Origin of the sequence: Peribacillus frigoritolerans (assembly GCF_004358755.1) — a bacterium.
GTDB lineage: Bacteria > Bacillota > Bacilli > Bacillales > Bacillaceae > Bacillus_P.
This window is the reverse complement of the sequence record NZ_SMZY01000001.1, coordinates 389,789-407,214: the sequence shown is the minus strand read 5'-3', so window position 1 is coordinate 407,214 and position 17,426 is coordinate 389,789. Positions and strand designations below refer to the sequence as shown.

At 41.8% G+C, this 17,426-nt stretch carries 15 protein-coding genes; 3 read left to right on the top strand and 12 right to left on the bottom strand.

What is annotated here, in order from left to right; translation table 11 throughout:
- Position 1: 1 nt before the first annotated feature.
- On the bottom strand, positions 2-1,888 hold the full coding sequence (locus tag E2R53_RS02015; protein ID WP_133310168.1) for a methylmalonyl-CoA mutase family protein: 1,887 nt from the start codon (positions 1,886-1,888) through the stop codon (positions 2-4).
- Between the two features lie 399 nt (positions 1,889-2,287).
- Between E2R53_RS02015 and E2R53_RS02010 the strand changes: the two genes are divergently transcribed.
- On the top strand, positions 2,288-3,190 hold the full coding sequence (locus E2R53_RS02010) for a diacylglycerol/lipid kinase family protein (protein ID WP_133310167.1): 903 nt from the start codon (positions 2,288-2,290) through the stop codon (positions 3,188-3,190).
- A 42-nt stretch (positions 3,191-3,232) separates the two neighbouring features.
- Here E2R53_RS02010 and E2R53_RS02005 read toward each other — a convergent pair whose 3' ends face one another.
- The 8 genes from E2R53_RS02005 to E2R53_RS01970 all read right to left on the bottom strand — a co-directional run bounded on the left by E2R53_RS02005 (position 3,233) and on the right by E2R53_RS01970 (position 13,483).
- The gene (locus tag E2R53_RS02005) at positions 3,233-4,543 is read right to left on the bottom strand and encodes a dihydrolipoamide acetyltransferase family protein (protein ID WP_133310166.1); all 1,311 of its coding nucleotides are present in this window, start codon (positions 4,541-4,543) and stop codon (positions 3,233-3,235) included.
- Positions 4,544-4,573: 30 nt separating this feature from the next.
- A complete protein-coding gene (locus E2R53_RS02000; protein ID WP_133310165.1) occupies positions 4,574-5,557 on the bottom strand; it encodes an alpha-ketoacid dehydrogenase subunit beta in 984 nt (327 codons plus the stop codon).
- Between the two features lie 12 nt (positions 5,558-5,569).
- Entirely contained in the window at positions 5,570-6,562 is a 993-nt protein-coding gene (locus tag E2R53_RS01995) for a thiamine pyrophosphate-dependent dehydrogenase E1 component subunit alpha (RefSeq protein WP_133311115.1), read from the bottom strand.
- A gap of 44 nt (positions 6,563-6,606) precedes the next feature.
- Entirely contained in the window at positions 6,607-8,028 is a 1,422-nt protein-coding gene (gene lpdA, locus E2R53_RS01990) for a dihydrolipoyl dehydrogenase (RefSeq protein WP_133310164.1), read from the bottom strand.
- Between the two features lie 17 nt (positions 8,029-8,045).
- On the bottom strand, positions 8,046-9,161 hold the full coding sequence (gene buk, locus E2R53_RS01985; protein ID WP_133310163.1) for a butyrate kinase: 1,116 nt from the start codon (positions 9,159-9,161) through the stop codon (positions 8,046-8,048).
- An 81-nt stretch (positions 9,162-9,242) separates the two neighbouring features.
- Positions 9,243-10,337, bottom strand: a complete 1,095-nt coding sequence (bcd, locus tag E2R53_RS01980; RefSeq protein ID WP_070876675.1) for a branched-chain amino acid dehydrogenase — start codon at positions 10,335-10,337, stop codon at positions 9,243-9,245.
- Positions 10,338-10,385: 48 nt separating this feature from the next.
- On the bottom strand, positions 10,386-11,276 hold the full coding sequence (gene yqiS / locus E2R53_RS01975; RefSeq protein ID WP_133310162.1) for a phosphate butyryltransferase: 891 nt from the start codon (positions 11,274-11,276) through the stop codon (positions 10,386-10,388).
- 146 nt (positions 11,277-11,422) lie between these two features.
- Positions 11,423-13,483 (bottom strand): sigma 54-interacting transcriptional regulator, encoded by a 2,061-nt coding sequence (locus E2R53_RS01970; RefSeq protein WP_133310161.1) that lies wholly within the window; start codon positions 13,481-13,483, stop codon positions 11,423-11,425.
- A 155-nt stretch (positions 13,484-13,638) separates the two neighbouring features.
- Here E2R53_RS01970 and E2R53_RS01965 point away from each other — a divergent pair, with 155 nt between their 5' ends.
- On the top strand, positions 13,639-13,893 hold the full coding sequence (locus E2R53_RS01965; RefSeq protein ID WP_070876672.1) for a DUF2627 domain-containing protein: 255 nt from the start codon (positions 13,639-13,641) through the stop codon (positions 13,891-13,893).
- A gap of 11 nt (positions 13,894-13,904) precedes the next feature.
- On the opposite strand, the gene E2R53_RS01960 is transcribed toward E2R53_RS01965, so the two are convergent.
- On the bottom strand, positions 13,905-14,633 hold the full coding sequence (locus tag E2R53_RS01960; RefSeq protein WP_133310160.1) for a glycerophosphodiester phosphodiesterase: 729 nt from the start codon (positions 14,631-14,633) through the stop codon (positions 13,905-13,907).
- 47 nt (positions 14,634-14,680) lie between these two features.
- On the opposite strand from E2R53_RS01960, the gene E2R53_RS01955 reads away from it, so the two are divergent.
- The gene (locus E2R53_RS01955) at positions 14,681-14,824 is read left to right on the top strand and encodes a YycC family protein (protein ID WP_133310159.1); all 144 of its coding nucleotides are present in this window, start codon (positions 14,681-14,683) and stop codon (positions 14,822-14,824) included.
- 70 nt (positions 14,825-14,894) lie between these two features.
- Here E2R53_RS01955 and spo0A read toward each other — a convergent pair whose 3' ends face one another.
- Entirely contained in the window at positions 14,895-15,686 is a 792-nt protein-coding gene (gene spo0A, locus E2R53_RS01950; RefSeq protein ID WP_070876669.1) for a sporulation transcription factor Spo0A, read from the bottom strand.
- A 302-nt stretch (positions 15,687-15,988) separates the two neighbouring features.
- Complete coding sequence (gene spoIVB / locus E2R53_RS01945) at positions 15,989-17,278, bottom strand: SpoIVB peptidase (protein WP_165970855.1); 1,290 nt, start codon at positions 17,276-17,278, stop codon at positions 15,989-15,991.
- Positions 17,279-17,426 lie beyond the last annotated feature (148 nt).

The following is a 17,426-nucleotide window of genomic DNA, read 5'->3' as shown; positions in this document are numbered from 1 at the left end:
ATTACAATACCCCCAATTGAAGCTGCAATTTTTTTAAGAAGGCATAAACATCCATTCCGTGATAGATGCATTCATGAATGCCGCGCTGCTCAAGGTAATCTTTATCAAGCCGTCCCGCTGCATAAACTTTGACGCCTGGCAATCCCTTTATGAAATCAAGCGATTCATACGACTCATCTTTCCCGCATACGATGATAGGCTTGTCCGGTCCTTCCAGCTGATCTGGTTTCAAAATCACAGCCTCTATACCACCTGCCGAAAGCATGCCTGTTACAAAATCAAGCCGCGGTTTATAGTCAAGCAGCTTTCCAAGCACGATGACTCCAACTTTTGGATAATGACCGAATTTGCTTTTGTATTCAGCTGAATCAGCCCTGAGTCCTTCAAATTGTTCAGCAAGTCTCATTGATAACAGTTGAGTCAATTCCTCATTTGATTTGTCACCTAATAATCCAGCATTTATATCACTTGCTTTTATCGTTTTTGCGTCTTTCATCCATTCATTCAATGATGGGCCACGGTCAGTCCCGGCCGCTTCTGCAATAGGAATTCCCCCTTCAGCTTTTCGTACTTCTAGTTCAGGCTCCTGCAAATTCGCATAATGGTTCGTTCCAATCAGCTGCACCTTTCGATTACTGACATCTTCCAGTCTTAGTGTCAGAAGAGTACGCAATTTTTCCTGAATATAACTTTTCCTTGCTGCCTGCACGAATCCGCCCATCGTTTCAATCGACTGAATCTCCTTCCAGGCAAGCTCCGCAAGCTCAGCAGTAAGCTCTTCAATGTACCATGAGCCTCCTGCAGGGTCAGCAACTTTAGACAGAAGACTTTCTTCTTTCAAAATAAAGTGCGTATTTCTTGCAATTCTGTCTCCTGTTTTACTGACGTCTCCAAGCACTTCATCAAAAGGTGCAATAGTTAAGCTGTTCACCCCTCCGATAGCAGCTGAAAATGCTTCTGTAGTTGCTCTCAGCATATTTACATGTAAATCGTGCTTTGTCTTATTGAATGTTGATGCAGCAGCATGCAAAACCAGAGGATGTCGATCCGCACTTGCCCCAAATGCTGTCAAAATGGTTGCCCATATTTTTTTAGCCGCTCTGAATTTAGCAATCTCCATAAAAAAATTAGATCCGGCAGAGAACGTAAAACCGACCCTGTCAGCAAGTTTTTCGATGGAAAAGCCGCGTTCTTTTAATACGTTTAATAGCTCAATTGCATTAGAAAACGTATAAGCCAGCTCTTCTTTTGCAGATCCGCCTGCCTTATGGAAAATTTCACCATTAAAAAATACAGCTCTTACATAAGGCAAATTTTCCTGATCCAGTATTTCGATCATTTCCACAAGACATTCTATTTTCTTCGTTAAAGAAACAAGGTCCGATCCGCTGATCCATTCACCGTATGGATCAAAAGCGAACGAGCCTTTACAATCTTTATTTTTCAAATAAGTTATAAATAATGGGAAGAATCCGATATTGCCCTGCAATGAAATATGGAATTCTTTTTGTTCCAAGTCGATGCCATCAAATGCTGTGCAAATGTTCTGATAGGTTTCCAGATAACCAATGTCTTCTAAGTGAATGATATCCTGGCCCATCTGTATGGTTTCGCGAATTTCATCATTTAATTGTTCTGGTGTTTTTGACCGCTGAAGTTTTTGGCTGACAGACCAATCATTTCTTTTCTGGGCAGCGGCCCCCCTTTTTTCCCCGCTGGATTGCGTATTGTGCTCAGTATATAATGGATTTAGAGTAATGCCTTCATATGTTTTTCTGGAAAGACTTTGAATGCTTTTCCCCTTTAAAGCTTTCTCGGCCTCTTCCACCCACATTTGTTCTGATGCTTTTTCAAAATCATTTATTTCGTGATTGATTCTTTGCTTCATACTCCCGCTTCCCGGATAGGAAGCCCACCCCCTTGGCGCAAAAGAATGCGTTTACATTTTTGAAAATAGTAAAAACTTAATCTATTTCATTTTATTATACCTTTACACAATCAGCAATTCTATTTCAATATTGAAACCTTAAAGCACATTCACCCGTATTTATCTAAAAAATGTTTCAATTACATGAAGAGAGGTTAATTTAAAGATGAAGAGAAAATTCGGAGAAAAAAAGAAACGCAAAAAACGGGAGAATTGGATAGTCGATACTTTACTTGAGTGTATTGGCTTGATTGAATATCTTTTCCTTCTTCCGTTTAGAATTCTGATTTACACTATAAGGTCTTTAATCAATTTATTAAATTTTTAAACCTATTCTGCAAGCTCATAAGGGGTTTTTTTATGGCGAAATATAAAAAAGGCATGCTGATCTATAATGGAAATGCCGGTCAGAAGGATGCTGAAAAAACACTTGGAATCTGTGTTCCGGTTATTTCCCTGCATGTGGAACAGCTCTTGCTGCTTCAAACATCAAAGCCTCTGGATGCACAGGAATACTGCAGGGCTCACGGCGAAAACATGGATATCGTAATTATACTGGGCGGAGATGGCACCGTACATGAATGTATAAATGGACTTGGCGGACTGAATCAAAGACCGGTTATCGCCATTTTGCCCGGCGGCACATGCAACGACTTTTCACGCACACTCGGCATTCCGCAAAATTTAAAGAAAGCCACTGAAGCATTATTTGCAGGTGAAATTCGCGGAACAGACGCTGCAGAAACGAGCGGAGGATACTTCCTCAATTTTTGGGGCATTGGCCTTGTTGCGGAAACATCTGAAAATATTAATGACACCGAAAAAGCACTGCTTGGAAAAGTCAGCTATTTTCTAAGCGCGTTTCGAACGATTAAATCCATGAAGCCTTTTCACTTCAGACTGAAGCTTGATGACACCTGGATTGAAGAAGAAGCAATCATGGTGCTGATTGCCAATGGCAAAATCATCGGCACAAATATGCTGCCGCATCCAGATATTAAAATCGATGACGGCCTTGCAGATATTTTCATCATTAAAGAAGCCAGTTTTTCACTTATTAAAGAAGTGATGACAATGAAAGACAACATTGAGTGGAATCATATCGATTCTCAGCTGATGCACTATCAGGCAAGCAGCATGCAAATTGAAACAAAAGAAGAAATGAGCGTCGATACAGACGGTGAGGTTTATTCAAAAACACCCGAAACCATCACGATTTTACATAACCATTTTCAAATGCTTGTACCTAAGGATCAAATATAAGAAAAAAGCCATCACATGATAAGAAGTGATGGCTTTTTACTATTAATATACAGAAGTCGTTTCTTTTGACGTATTCTCTAAAATTTCTTTTACTCTTGCCAGGAATCTGCCGCACACTAAACCGTCAAGCACACGATGATCAAGAGACATGCATAGATTCACCATATCGCGCACCGCGATCATGCCGTTGTTCATCACAACAGGACGTTTTACGATGGATTCCACCTGAAGAATGGCAGCCTGCGGGTAGTTGATGATCCCCATAGACTGTACAGATCCAAATGAACCTGTATTGTTTACTGTAAAGGTCCCGCCTTTCATTTCATCTGCCGTTAACTTCCCTGCACGGACCTTGCCTGCAAGTTCAGAAATTTCACGGGCTATGCCTTTAATTGTTTTTTCATCAGCATGTTTAATCACGGGAACATACAAAGCATATTCAGTTGCAACCGCAATTGAGATATTGATGTCTTTCTTCTGGATAATGCTCTCGCCCGCCCACATTGAATTGATCTGCGGGAATTCTTTTAATGCTTGGGCGACAGCTTTGACGAAAAACGCAAAGAATGTAATGTTAAATCCTTCTTTTTGCTTGAATTCATTCTTGATTGTATTGCGGTATTCAACCAGATTGGTTGCATCCACTTCAATCATCGTCCAGGCATGAGGTGCCTCATGCTTGCTTCGCAGCATGTTAGAAGCAATCGCTTTGCGGATGCCGGTAACAGGAATTTCAATATCTCCCGGCTGTGCAGAAACAGATGCAGCAGGAGCTGATTGTGCAGTTTTCTGCGGTGCAGCTGCTGGTGCGTTTTGCTGAACATCTGCTTTAGCTGGTGATTCTTGTGCAGGCGCAATGCCTTTGTCCGATGATGAAGGGATATTTCCGCTCTCAATGATTTGCTGCAGGTCTTTTCTTGTAATTCTGCCGCCGGCGCCTGTACCTGCAACCTGTTCAAGATCGATGTCGTTTTCCTGTGCTAAGCGCAGGACAGCAGGAGAATATCGTTTCTTGTTTGATTGGTCTGATTGCTGAGCAGGTTCTGCTTTTTGTGTTTCCTCTGAAGCCGATGAAACTGGTGCGTTTGCCGCTTTAGCATCTTCGCTTCCTCCGCCGACGTCGACTTTGCAAATAATTTCGCCGACAGCAAGCGTATCGCCTTCATCTGCAACCAATTCCTTGATTACGCCCGTAAAGGAAGATGGAACTTCTGCATTTACTTTATCTGTCATAACCTCAGCAATCGGATCGTATTTGTTTACAGTATCACCGACTGATACCAGCCATTTGCTAATGGTTCCTTCCGTTACACTTTCCCCAAGCTGGGGCATTGTCATCTGTTCAACTGCCATGTCTGTTCCCTCCTCAAATGAAAATCTTATTTAAAATTCAGCAAGCTTCCGCATAGCCGCTTCTACTTTATCTGGATTGATCATAAAATATTTTTCCATTGTCGGAGCATATGGCATTGCCGGCACATCAGGCCCTGCAAGACGCATGATTGGTGCATCCAAATCAAATAGGCAGTTTTCAGCGATGATGGCTGACACTTCACTCATGATGCTTCCTTCTTTGTTGTCTTCTGTCAGCAGCAGCACTTTTCCTGTTTTAGAAGCGGCTTCAATAATTGCTTCTTTATCCAGCGGATATACCGTCCGCAAATCAAGAATATGCGCTGAAATGCCATCCTGCGCAAGCTTTTCTGCAGCTTGCAGTGCAAAATGCACGCACAGGCCGTAAGTGATGATTGTAAGATCTTCACCTTCACGCTTAACATCGGCTTTTCCGATCGGCAGTACATAATCATCAGCTGGAACCTCGCCCTTGATGAGGCGGTAAGCTCTTTTATGCTCAAAAAACAGAACTGGATCATCGTCTCTAATTGCAGCCTTTAAGAGTCCTTTTACATCATAAGGAGTTGAAGGCATCACAATTTTAAGACCAGGCTGATTGGCAAATAAAGCTTCGACCGATTGTGAGTGATAGAGAGCGCCATGTACGCCTCCGCCATAAGGAGCACGGATCGTAATCGGGCAATTCCAATCATTGTTTGAACGATAGCGGATTTTGGCGGCCTCTGAAACGATTTGATTGACTGCAGGCATGATAAAGTCCGCAAATTGCATCTCTGCAATTGGTCTCATTCCGTACATGGCTGCGCCAATTCCCACACCTGCAATCGCTGATTCTGCAAGCGGAGTATCAATGACGCGCTCTTCTCCAAACTTGTCGTACAATCCGGCTGTCGCTTTAAAAACTCCGCCTTTTTTGCCTACATCTTCACCAAGCACGAAAACTTTTGGATCACGTTCCATCTCTTCACGAATCGCCATCGTGACAGCATCTATATAAGAAATGACTGGCATTGTTCTTCCCCCTTACTCTGCGTATACGTATTTAAGTGCTGACTCTGCATCTGCATATGGAGCACTTTCAGCGTAATCTGTTGCTTCGTTTACAACCTTCATGATTCCGTCATGAATTTCTTTTTCCAACTCATCCGTCATGACGCCAGTTTCTTTTAAATAAGCGGCAAACTTTAAGATTGGATCATTTTTCTTAGCTTCTGAGACTTCTTCCTGCCCGCGATATGAACGATCATCGTCATCACTTGAATGAGGAGTCAGACGGTATGAGATTGCTTCTATAAGTGTAGGCCCCTCTCCGCGACGGCCTCTGTCTGCAGCTTCTTTTACTGCCTGATACACTTCAAGCGGATCATTTCCATCCACTGTAAAGCCAGGCATTCCATAGCCAATCGCACGGTCTGAGATTTTCTCGCATGCTACTTGCTTTTCATACGGAACGCTGATTGCATATTTATTATTTTCACACATAAAAATAACCGGCAGCTTATGTACTCCTGCAAAATTTGCGCCTTCATGGAAATCTCCCTGGTTTGAAGAGCCTTCCCCGAACGTGACAAACGTGACAAGATCCTTTTTCTCCATTTTGCCCGCAAGAGCAATTCCAACTGCATGCGGCACTTGGGTTGTTACAGGTGAAGAGCCTGTAACAATGCGATTTTCTTTTTGGCCAAAGTGACCGGGCATTTGACGGCCTCCTGAATTTGGATCTTCTGCTTTTGCAAATCCGGAAAGCATCAATTGCTTTGCAGTCATGCCAAACGCAAGCACGACACCCATATCACGGTAATATGGAAGGGCATAGTCTTTTTTGCGGTCAAGTGCAAATGCAGCACCAACCTGAGCCGCTTCCTGTCCCTGACACGAAATCACGAATGGAATTTTCCCTGAACGGTTGAGCAGCCACATGCGTTCATCGATTTTGCGCGCCATGACCATTGTTTCATACATTTCAAGAACTTCTTGATCAGATAAACCAAGTATTTTATGACGATTTTCAGCCATCATTTTGCCTCCTTAAAAATCAGTATGTAAGGGATATCCTCCCTTTAAGAATGGATTGCTTTCCCATCAACTGCAAGGGCCGCTTCACCTATTGCTTCAGACAGAGTTGGATGAGGATGAATGGTTTGTCCAATTTCCCACGGTGTTGCATCAAGCACCATTGCAAGCCCTGCTTCAGAAATCATATCCGTTACATGCGGTCCAATCATATGAACACCAAGGAGATCATCGGTTTTAGCATCGGCAATTAATTTGACAAACCCGTCGGATTCCCCAAAAACAAGCGCTTTGCCGATCGCACGGAATGAGAACTTACCTGTTTTCACTTCAAATCCCGCTTCTTTTGCTTCATCTTCTGTATAGCCGACACTTGCAATTTCAGGTGTGCTGTATACACATCTGGAAACTTTCTTATAATCAATTGCAGAAGGAGTATGTCCCGCTATATGCTCAACTGCTGTAATGCCCTCATGTGAAGCCACATGCGCAAGCTGAAGTCCGCCTATAACATCGCCAATCGCATAGATATGCGATTCTTTCGTCTGCATAAATTGATTGGTTTTAATAAAGCCATTTTCAAGCTGAATATCTGTATTTTCAATCCCGATGCCCTCAACATTTGCCTGACGTCCGACAGATACAAGAATTTTTTCAGCAGAGAATGTCTTTACTTCACCTTTATGCTCAGCACTGATAGAAACAGCTTCTCCTTTTTCAAGGGTTTCAGACAGCACTTTAGCCCCTGTTACAAGGTTAATGCCTTTTTTCTTAAGCAAGCGCTGCATTTCTTTGGATATTTCAGCATCTTCAGTTGGAAGGATGCGGTCTGCGTACTCAAGTACAGTTACCTCAAGTCCAAAATCAGACAGCATGGATGCCCACTCTATTCCAATTACTCCTCCGCCAACTATAATAATTGATTTAGGCAGCGATTCAAGTGCAAGTGCTTCATCTGACGTTAAAACAGATTCACCGTCAATTTCAAGGCCGGGCAGACTGCGCGGTCTTGATCCTGTAGAGACAATCACATTTTTAGGAATCAGCATTTCATTCTCTTCGCCGTTATTCATTTCAACAGAAATGGTTCCGGGCATTGGAGAGAAAATAGATGGACCCAAAATGCGGCCAGTCCCTTCATAAACATCGATTTTCCCCTGCTTCATTAAATGCTGAACGCCTTTATGCAGGGTATCAATAATCGATTGTTTGCGCTCTTGGACCTTCGTGAAATCAAGTTCAACACCTGATGTAATAACGCCAAACTCTTCGCTTCTTTTCGCTGTAGCAAACACTTCCGCACTTCTAAGCAACGCTTTGCTTGGAATACATCCGGCATGAAGACAAGTGCCTCCTAGTTTTCCTTTTTCAACAATCGCTGTTTTTAAACCGAGCTGGCTTGCGCGAATTGCGGCTACATAACCGCCTGTTCCGCCGCCTACAATGACGAGATCATAATCTGTTGCCATACTGATGCTCCTCTCTTTTAAACCTGGTTGTAGATCTTAGAATCCACTCTTTTATTCGGATATTCCTTGGCTTCTTCTTCCCCCCGGAGAACGCGGAGAGCCCCTTCTGTTAATGCCTGAAGTTCATTTTCACCCGGAAAGACATTCACATCTGCGATCCAGTCAATGTAGGAAGAAATTTCTTTTACGAATTTTTTCCCGTAGGCAAGACCGCCTGTTAGAATGATTGCATCTACTTTGCCTTTTAACACGGCGCTTGCTGCACCGATTTCTTTGCCGATTTGATAGGCCATGGCATCAAATACAAGTTTAGCCTTTTGATCACCTGCAGAAATCATGCGTTCAACCTTCTGGCCGTCATTGGTGCCAAGATACCCGACCAGCCCGCCTTTTCCAACAAGCATTTTCATAACTTCCTCACGATAATAATCACCGGAATAACAGAGATTCACCAGGTCACCTGCAGGTACAGTCCCTGCCCGTTCAGGACTGAATGGTCCATCTCCATGGAGTCCGTTGTTCACATCAATTACTTTTCCAAGCCTGTGTACGCCGACTGTAATCCCGCCGCCCATATGAGCCACAATCAGGTTCATTTCACTGTATTTTTTGCCGTACTGCTGAGCAACTTTCCTCGCAACGGATTTTTGGTTTAAGGCATGAAAAATACTCTTTCGTTCGATGGATGGAACACCGGATACTTTTGCAATCGTTTCCATTTCATCTACAACTACCGGATCCACAATGAAAGAAGGTATGTTCAGCCCGCCGGCTATTTCAAATGCGATGATGCCTCCCAAATTTGAAGCGTGCTGTCCTGCAAAACCGATGCGGAGATCGTGCAGCATTTGTTCATTTACATGGTATGTTCCGCCCTCTATCGGACGAAGCAGTCCGCCTCTTCCGCATACCGCGCTTAATTTAGAGATGTTAATCCCTTCTTCATCCAGCGTTTCAAGTATTGTTTGTTTTCTGAATTCATATTGATCAATAATGCTGTTAAAAGCATTTATTTTATCTGTATCATGACGGATTGTTTTTTCAAAAATCGATCGTTCATTATCAAATACACCAATTTTCGTCGAGGTCGAACCGGGGTTTATGACGAGAATCCGATATTCTTTTTCTTGCAACTTCCAAAACCTCCAAATATGAGAGAGATCAGACAGCGCATCGACACGCTGCCTGCTTAACTCTTCTCAAAAAATTGCCTATCAGCGGCGGCTTAAAATGTGATGTCCATTTTGCAGAAACTGGCTGCGGGAATTTCTCATTCTTTCAATGCGCTCTTCCGCTAAACGATCAGCTGCCGCATATGTAGGGATGCCGTCGCGTTTTGCAATTTCAAATACACGTTCAATATTTTGATAAATGCCTTCTACTTTTTTCATCGCTCTTTCGCTGTTGTAGCCAAGCAGCTCATCAGCTACGTTAATTACTCCGCCGGCATTAATGACATAGTCTGGTGCATAAGCAATTCCCATTTCATGAATCGTATCGCCATGACGAGTTTCTCTTAATTGGTTATTTGCAGCACCTGCAATGACTTTAGCTTTGATCTGCGGGATGGTATCGTCATTGATAGTAGCTCCAAGTGCACACGGTGCATAAATATCACAGTCCACTCCGTAAATTTCATCTGGATCTACAGCTTTAGCTCCGAAAGCTTCAACAGCTCTTTGAACGGCTTCTTTATTAATATCCGTCACAATCAGCTGTGCGCCTTCTTCGTGCAAATGTCTGCAAAGGTTGAATGCAACGTTGCCGACACCTTGAACTGCAACAGTCTTGCCTTCTAATGAATCTGTGCCGAACGCAGCTTTTGCAGCAGCTTTCATTCCGCGGTATACGCCGAACGCCGTTACAGGAGACGGGTTTCCTGATGATCCGAATGCAGGTGAAATACCCGTTACATAATCTGTTTCTTCGTGGATCAAATCCATATCTTCAACAGTAGTGCCGACATCTTCAGCAGTAATATAACGGCCATTAAGTCCTTGAATGTAGCGGCCGAAAGCACGGAACATTTCTTCGTTTTTATCTTTGCGCGGGTCACCGATGATAACTGTTTTCCCTCCGCCAAGATTTAATCCTGCAGCTGCATTTTTGTAAGTCATACCCTTGGCTAAGCGAAGAGCATCTTCAATCGCATCTGCTTCTGAAGCGTATGTCCACATGCGCGTGCCGCCAAGTGCAGGTCCTAAAGTTGTATCATGAATAGCGATAATAGCTTTTAGCCCTGATTGTTTATCTTGGCAAAATACCAGTTGCTCATAATCATATTGTTCCATATATTTGAAAATTTCCATGTGTAATTCCTCCTAAAGTTCTTTTCGTTTTCATTTCCGGGTTGTCTCTTAACTAGAACAAATCGCCAAAGCCAGCGAGTATAGCTTGCTTTCAGCTGAATCAGCACGGCTGGTTAAGACAATCGGGGCTTTTGCACCTGCAATGATGGCTCCTACTTTTGCATTCGCAAAATACATGAGCGATTTATATAAAACATTGCCAACTTCAATGGTTGGTACTAAAAGAATATCAGCCTGTCCTGCAACAGCGCTGGTGATGCCTTTATGCTCTGCAGCTTCATATGAAACAGCATTATCAAGTGCAAGCGGGCCATCAACGATGCAATCTTTTATCTGCCCTCTTTTGTTCATTTGGGTGAGAGCAGCTGCATCGAGAGTCGCCTGCATGGAAGGGTTTATAACTTCAACAGCTGCAAGGGGCGCTACTTTTGGAACATCTATCCCAATTTTCCTTGCAACCATGACAGAATTTGCAAGAATCTGCTTTTTCTGCTCCAGATCTGGTGCAAGATTCATCGCTGCATCCGTTACAATCGTGTATCTATCGTAGCCTGGCACTTCAAAAACAGCTACATGTGATAGAATTTTGCCCGTGCGAAGGCCATATTCCTTGTTTAAAACCGCCTTTAAAATGACGGCTGTAGGAACATTTCCTTTCATTAATACATCCGCTTCATTATGAAAGACAGCTTTAACAGCAAATTCTGAAGCTTGTTCAACAGATCTTGCATGTTTTATTGAAAACTTTTTAGCATCAGCACTTCTTTCTTGAAGCATGATTTCAATTTCTTCTTTATTTCCGAACAAAATAAATTCGGCAAGTCCCCGTTCTGAAGCTTCCAAAACTGCTTCAAGCACTTCTGGATCTTCGGCAGAGGCCACTGCCACTGTTTTGTTTTCAAGCTGGGCTGCTTTTTCTAGCAGGTCTTCTAAGTTCATTGTGTTTTCAACCCCTTCAAGATGTATTCACAGCACCCGTTATATTATAATGCAAGAAGCGTGCCAACATAAAACCTTGTAAACGCTTCATCTTATCGAATATAAAACATGCAATTTATTTCATACCGTGCAAATTATTGCGTGCATTACTTTGCAAGATTGTATTTTTCTATTTTATAATACAGGTTTCTAAGCGAAATACCTAATGAAAGGGCGGTTTTTGTCCGATTAAAATGATGCTTGTTCAATGCTTCTCTTATTAAAACTTCTTCTAGCTGTTCGATTGATTCTGCAAGAGTCTGATTGCCGCTGCCTTCTATAGAATAGGCTATTGCCCCGGACTTTTTATCATCATCCTGTGCGAGTTCCGGCAAATGGTGTGCAGTAATTTCGGTTTCATTGTATTTCATAAAAATCATTGCTCTTCCAAGAACATTCTCAAGCTCTCTGACATTACCAGGCCAGCTGTGCGCTACAAGCATGCCTAAAGCTGATTCTTCAATTCCTTCAATACTTCTGCCATAGTCCTGATTCAGTTTTCTGATAAGGTGCTCAGCAAGCATCGGAATATCACTTTTCCGGTTCCTGAGCGGCGGGATTGAAATAGGATAACGATTTAACCGATAATACAAATCTTCACGGAATGTGCCGTCTGCCATAGCTTTTTCAATATTTATATTTGTTGCAGCGATGACTCTTACATTGATTGGAATGGATTTCGTTGAACCAACGCGGACAATTTCTTTTTCCTGCAGCACACGGAGCAATTTTGCCTGTACATTTGCCGAAAGTTCGCCAATTTCATCAAGAAAAATGCTCCCTTTGTTGGCTTCTTCAAAAAAACCTCTTTTACCGCCCCTTTTCGCTCCTGAAAAAGCCCCTTCTTCATAGCCGAACAGCTCGCTTTCAAGCAGCGTTTCTGAAATAGCCGCACAATTCACACGGATAAACTTGTTGTACTTCCGGTCGCTTGCATTATGGATCGCATGGGCGAATAATTCTTTTCCTGTCCCAGATTCCCCTCTTAAAAGAACAGTCGCAGGTGTTTTAGCCCCAAGCTTTGCCTGTTCAATTGCAAGCTTGATCTCTTCGCTTCCCCCGATAATATCTTCAAAGGCATACTTCGCTTCTAGTGTTCTGATGATTTGCCTTGCTCTGTGCAATTCTGTCGTTAAGGTCTGGATCTCGGACACATCATGAATAATGCCCACACTTCCTTTTAGTTTCCCATCTACAATGATTGGAGCTACGTTTACAATGACGTCTTTTTTGCCAGGGCCAACTTTCATCCTCACACCTCTGACAGGTCTTCTCGTTTCAAGAACCTTCATATGCATGCTTTCACCCTCAGATATATCAGCAGTCGCAGGCTTGCCCAACACTTGTTCTTCAGTCAAACCAGTCATCCTAGAATAGGCGGGATTGATCAAAATCCCTCTTCCTTCTTCATCTACTACAGTTATGGCCTCATCAGATGATTGAATGATGGCTTGTAGAAGCGTTTGAATTTCCTTTAAGTTCGTCATTTCTTCTGCAAGGTTCACAATATCGGTAATATCTTTAAACAAGGAAAGGGCACCGAGCAATGTTCCAGAGTCATCAAAGATCGGGATTCTTGTTGTAATAATTTTAAGGCCATTTTCAAGTACCTGTTCCTGATTCATTTCCACTTCTTTTGTTTTCAGAATTCTTGGAAGCTTGCTTGAAGGAATCATCTCTTCAATTAGACGCCCAATCACATCTCCCTTTTTTAACCCTGTCATCCGCTCTGCTGTTTTATTGAAAAGAATCAGCCGTTCTTTATCATCGATGACAATCATGCCGTCATTCGTTGAATCAAAAATGGTTTCATGCTTATGTGTAATATCTTTTAAAGCTGAAATTAAATTCTCTTTCTGATTGATTAAATTAGAAATAATATGAGCGACAGTCCCCGGGATAATCACCGTATTTCTGCTTCTGCACTGCAGCAGGTCCTCAAATACCTCATTGCTTCCAGTTGCCTCGATCACAATATTGATCTGATCGGACAGCAGCGGCTTCCATTCAGAACTTGTCAAAATTCCAAGTTTTTTTGCAAGCTGCATGCCAGGCGCATCTGGATCAATGTCCACTACTGCCAATATTTCCATCGCTTTTATTTCCAACAGCATTTTGAGGAGTGTTGTCCCGCCTTTTCCGGCACCTACCAGCAAGACCTTTTGCATAATGATAACCCCTTACCGTTTTTTATATGTTAAATATGTATTTGAATGATTCGTGCAAAATTTTGCACAGTTTTATCATATCATTTTTTGTTCACTTGACAAATTGTTTTTTTCGTTGAACAATTTAAACAGACAAAGGGGAAAGGACTAAAAAAATGATACGAATATTCGCTTTATTAATCATGGTGATTCCCGGAGTTTTGGCCGGCTACGGCATTAAATTAATGCGTGATATGCTCTTTGGAATTCTCCAGGCTCCTTTTCCAAACCTGGGGCTGCAATTTACCGCCGGGCTGCTTTTATTTATAGGCGGATTAAGTTTTGTCGCAGGATTTATTTTTTACCGTGACCGAAAACGAAATAAAGTGCAGAAAAAATTCCAGAAAAATAAAAGAACCCCGTTAGTTTAAGATAAACGGGATCAAATTATTTCTTTTTTTAGCAATAGTGCCTTTTCGGGGTAATCCGTGAAAAATCCTGCGCACTCTGATTTGAAAAGCATTCGCATTGTTGCGTCATCATTGACTGTAAACGGGCGCACCTGAATCCCATTAGCCTGAGATTGAAAAATCACGTGCTGATCAGCTGCAAAATGGATAGGATGAATTCCGCTGGCTGAAAGTGTTTTGGCATAATTCCATGGTTCAAATAACCTCTCGCTTAAAAGGGCTGCCGTTTCCAGTTCAGTTGAGATACTGCGGCATCTCATTAGACTGTCATGATTAAAGGATGAGAGAATGACGCGATTTTGCATGGTATGAGTGAAAATCTGCTGTATGACTTTTTCTTCAAGGTTTTCATATTGAATCCGATCATTTTTCAATTCGATATTCACCAGAAAGTTGGAAGTTCCGCTCCATGATAGCACTTCTTCAAGAGATGGGATACACGCTATTCCTGAGTATTCAGGAAAGCGGCTGCATGCATCCAATGTTTTAAGCTGGGCAAAAGTTAAGTCTTTCACAAAACCATTGCCATTCGTTGTTCGATCAACCGTTTCATCATGAATAACAACTGGAACTCCGTCCTTGGAAAGATGAACATCAAGTTCAATTCCATCGGCACCAAAATCAATTGCCGCCTTAAAAGAAGGCATCGTATTTTCAGGACATGTACCTGCAGCACCTCGGTGTCCAAATATTTTGGTCATGTGCATCACCTGTTTCCATAATATTTTGAAAGGAGCATAAACGAGCTATGAGACCACTTCCAATATCCGCTGAAACAGCGATAAAGCTTTCAGAGGAACTAAACTTGCCGATTGAACAAATCATGCATATGCCTCAGCATATCCTTCTTGCTAAGCTTGCCGAAATGCAGAAACAAGACAAAGAAGAGTAAACAGCAAAGAACCCAATTTCACCTGATTGGGTTCTTTTTTTAAGATCCAGCCTCTAAGATTCTAGCTCTCTCAAGAAGCTTTATGCTCTAAACGCAATTTGTCAGCTACCATTGCGATGAATTCTGAATTCGTCGGTTTCGCTTTAGACATGCTTACTGTATATCCGAATAATGAGGAAATTGATTCAATATTCCCGCGGCTCCACGCTACTTCAATTGCATGGCGGATCGCACGCTCGACACGGCTTGCTGTCGTGTTATACTTTTTGGCGATATCAGGGTAGAGCACTTTAGTAATGGATCCAAGCAATTCGATATCGTTATAAACCATTGAAATGGCTTCTCTTAAATATAAATACCCTTTGATGTGGGCAGGAACGCCAATTTCATGAATGATGCTCGTAATGTTCGCATCAAGGTTTCTTCCTTTGTTTTCGGACTGAGATCTGAGAGAGGAGTTTGATCTTGAAAGAATCGGCGCTGCTGATTTTCCGCTTACTTGACGAATATGATTAACCAGGTTTTCCATATCAAAAGGTTTTAAGATGAAATAAGATGCACCAAGGTCAACTGCTTTCTTTGTCACGTCTTCCTGCCCGAAAGCTGTAAGCATGATGACATTAGGCTGTTTGGATTTTTCCATCTCTCTCACTTTTTCTAAAACAGCCAGTCCGTCCAGATGAGGCATGATAATGTCCAGAACCAAAACATCTGGATCTTTATCCTTTAGCATATTCAGACACTCTTGTCCGTTGTATGCAATACCAAGCACTTCCATGTCTTCCTGACTTGAAATAAATTCATCCAAAAGCCCCACTAGCTCCCGATTATCATCAACGACACACACTTTTATTTTCTTCAATTAAGCTTCCTCCTCAGTCTTCATTTCCCGCCTAAATCGATAGTATCTCTATACATCATTCTAAATGAGAATTTCGACAATGCAACTAAAATTCCTCTTATTTTTTTAAATAATACCAAAAAAATGAAATATCTAAATTATTCTTCAATTTGCTCACGTTTTCGACGAGTTACGCTATTTATCTTTTCCAAAGTTAAACAGTTTTGTCGAAAAATCTTCTTACTTCTATTTTACCTAAAATTAGACGATAAATAAAGCCAAAAAAATTAGCTGTTAAGAAACTTGTCTCAACAGCTAATTCATCAGCTCGCTTTTTTTGCATCTTTATGATAAATATCAATACCCGCTTCACTCAGCATCCACTCAATATGAACACCATAACCAGAAGTTGGGTCATTTACGAAAACATGCGTGACTGCCCCGATTACTTTCCCATTTTGAATAATAGGACTTCCGCTCATCCCCTGAACAATACCTCCTGATTTCGCTAAAAGCGCCGGGTCGGTAATTTTAATGACCATCCCTTTTATCGCAGGAAATTTTTGAGGAGTTGAACTGACGATTTCAACATCAAATTCTTCAACTTTGTCCTGGTCGACCACTGTCAAAATGTGAGCTGGACCTTCTTTTACTTCGTTTGATAATGCGATTGGCATTGGCTTATCGTAAAGTCCATTTGCCATGTCCTCATTAAGCTTCCCGAAGATTCCAAACGGGCTGTTCCTTGTAATATTGCCGATTACATGACGATCGCTTGAAAACCTTGCCAGCTTTTCGCCAGGATTTCCATTGCTTCCTTTTTCAATTGATGTCACTGTTGATCTTACGACTTGCCCATCCTGTACGACAATCGGCTTTTTCGTATCCATATCAGAAATAACATGTCCAAGGGCGCCGTATTTTTTTGAATCTGGATCATAAAAAGTCATGGTCCCTATTCCTGCTGCGGAATCACGTATATATAAACCAATTCGGTAAGCACGTTCATTTTCATCTTTCAAAGGAACTAATTTTGTTTCAATTTCTCGATTCTCTCTGGATATTACTAAGTCAAGCGGTTTGCCTGTTTTTCCAGCATCTTGTATAAATGGCGTTACATCACTCATACTCTCTACTGTAGAGCCGTTTATTTTCTTAATAATGTCTCCAACTTGAACCCCTGCAATTTCACCTGGCGACTTTTTGCCTTCTGCTGTTTTAATTTGATGATGACCTACAACAAGAACTCCAAGCGTATTCAGCTTTACACCAATTGATTGACCGCCTGGAATGATTTTAAAATCTTCAAGCACTTTTACATCGACTTTTTTTATTGGAATTCCCGCTAAATCAAATACTATTTCACCAACTCCGCTTTGCTTTCCTTCAATCTGAAGGGATTCAGCACCGGTCTTAATTGAAAAAACCTGTTCTGAATCGCCGGCTTTAGCACCAGCCTGCAGAGATGTTTCCATTGATAATTGCTGATTTTCAAATACGGTTAAAGAATTTGGCAATTGAATGTATTCTTTAACAGGTTTTACAAATCCTAAACTCATTAAAGAAACAAGGAGAATACAACCAATTATTTTTCTAATTTTATCAAAGCCCAAATATACACACTCTCCTCGCTCCTGACACCACACCAATACATCGGCTACATTCATTAATTTTGCCTTCTGAAGGCGCATTTATAACTGATATAAAAAGAAAATGTTGCTGTTTTGATGTATAACCCGGGTAATACTCAGAAATAAGGAA

What these genes read in the sequence shown, in the direction of transcription:
- E2R53_RS01965 (WP_070876672.1), top strand. Translation starts at nt 13,639, where the DNA reads ATGATACGAATATTCGCTTTATTAATCATGGTGATTCCCGGAGTTTTG.
- E2R53_RS02000 (WP_133310165.1), bottom strand. Translation starts at nt 5,557, where the DNA reads ATGCCAGTCATTTCTTATATAGATGCTGTCACGATGGCGATTCGTGAA.
- E2R53_RS01955 (WP_133310159.1), top strand. Translation starts at nt 14,681, where the DNA reads ATGAGACCACTTCCAATATCCGCTGAAACAGCGATAAAGCTTTCAGAG.
- bcd (WP_070876675.1), bottom strand. Translation starts at nt 10,337, where the DNA reads ATGGAAATTTTCAAATATATGGAACAATATGATTATGAGCAACTGGTA.
- lpdA (WP_133310164.1), bottom strand. Translation starts at nt 8,028, where the DNA reads ATGGCAACAGATTATGATCTCGTCATTGTAGGCGGCGGAACAGGCGGT.
- E2R53_RS02010 (WP_133310167.1), top strand. Translation starts at nt 2,288, where the DNA reads ATGGCGAAATATAAAAAAGGCATGCTGATCTATAATGGAAATGCCGGT.
- E2R53_RS02015 (WP_133310168.1), bottom strand. Translation starts at nt 1,888, where the DNA reads ATGAAGCAAAGAATCAATCACGAAATAAATGATTTTGAAAAAGCATCA.
- E2R53_RS01970 (WP_133310161.1), bottom strand. Translation starts at nt 13,483, where the DNA reads ATGCAAAAGGTCTTGCTGGTAGGTGCCGGAAAAGGCGGGACAACACTC.
- E2R53_RS01995 (WP_133311115.1), bottom strand. Translation starts at nt 6,562, where the DNA reads ATGGCTGAAAATCGTCATAAAATACTTGGTTTATCTGATCAAGAAGTT.
- E2R53_RS02005 (WP_133310166.1), bottom strand. Translation starts at nt 4,543, where the DNA reads ATGGCAGTTGAACAGATGACAATGCCCCAGCTTGGGGAAAGTGTAACG.
- yqiS (WP_133310162.1), bottom strand. Translation starts at nt 11,276, where the DNA reads ATGAACTTAGAAGACCTGCTAGAAAAAGCAGCCCAGCTTGAAAACAAA.
- E2R53_RS01960 (WP_133310160.1), bottom strand. Translation starts at nt 14,633, where the DNA reads ATGACCAAAATATTTGGACACCGAGGTGCTGCAGGTACATGTCCTGAA.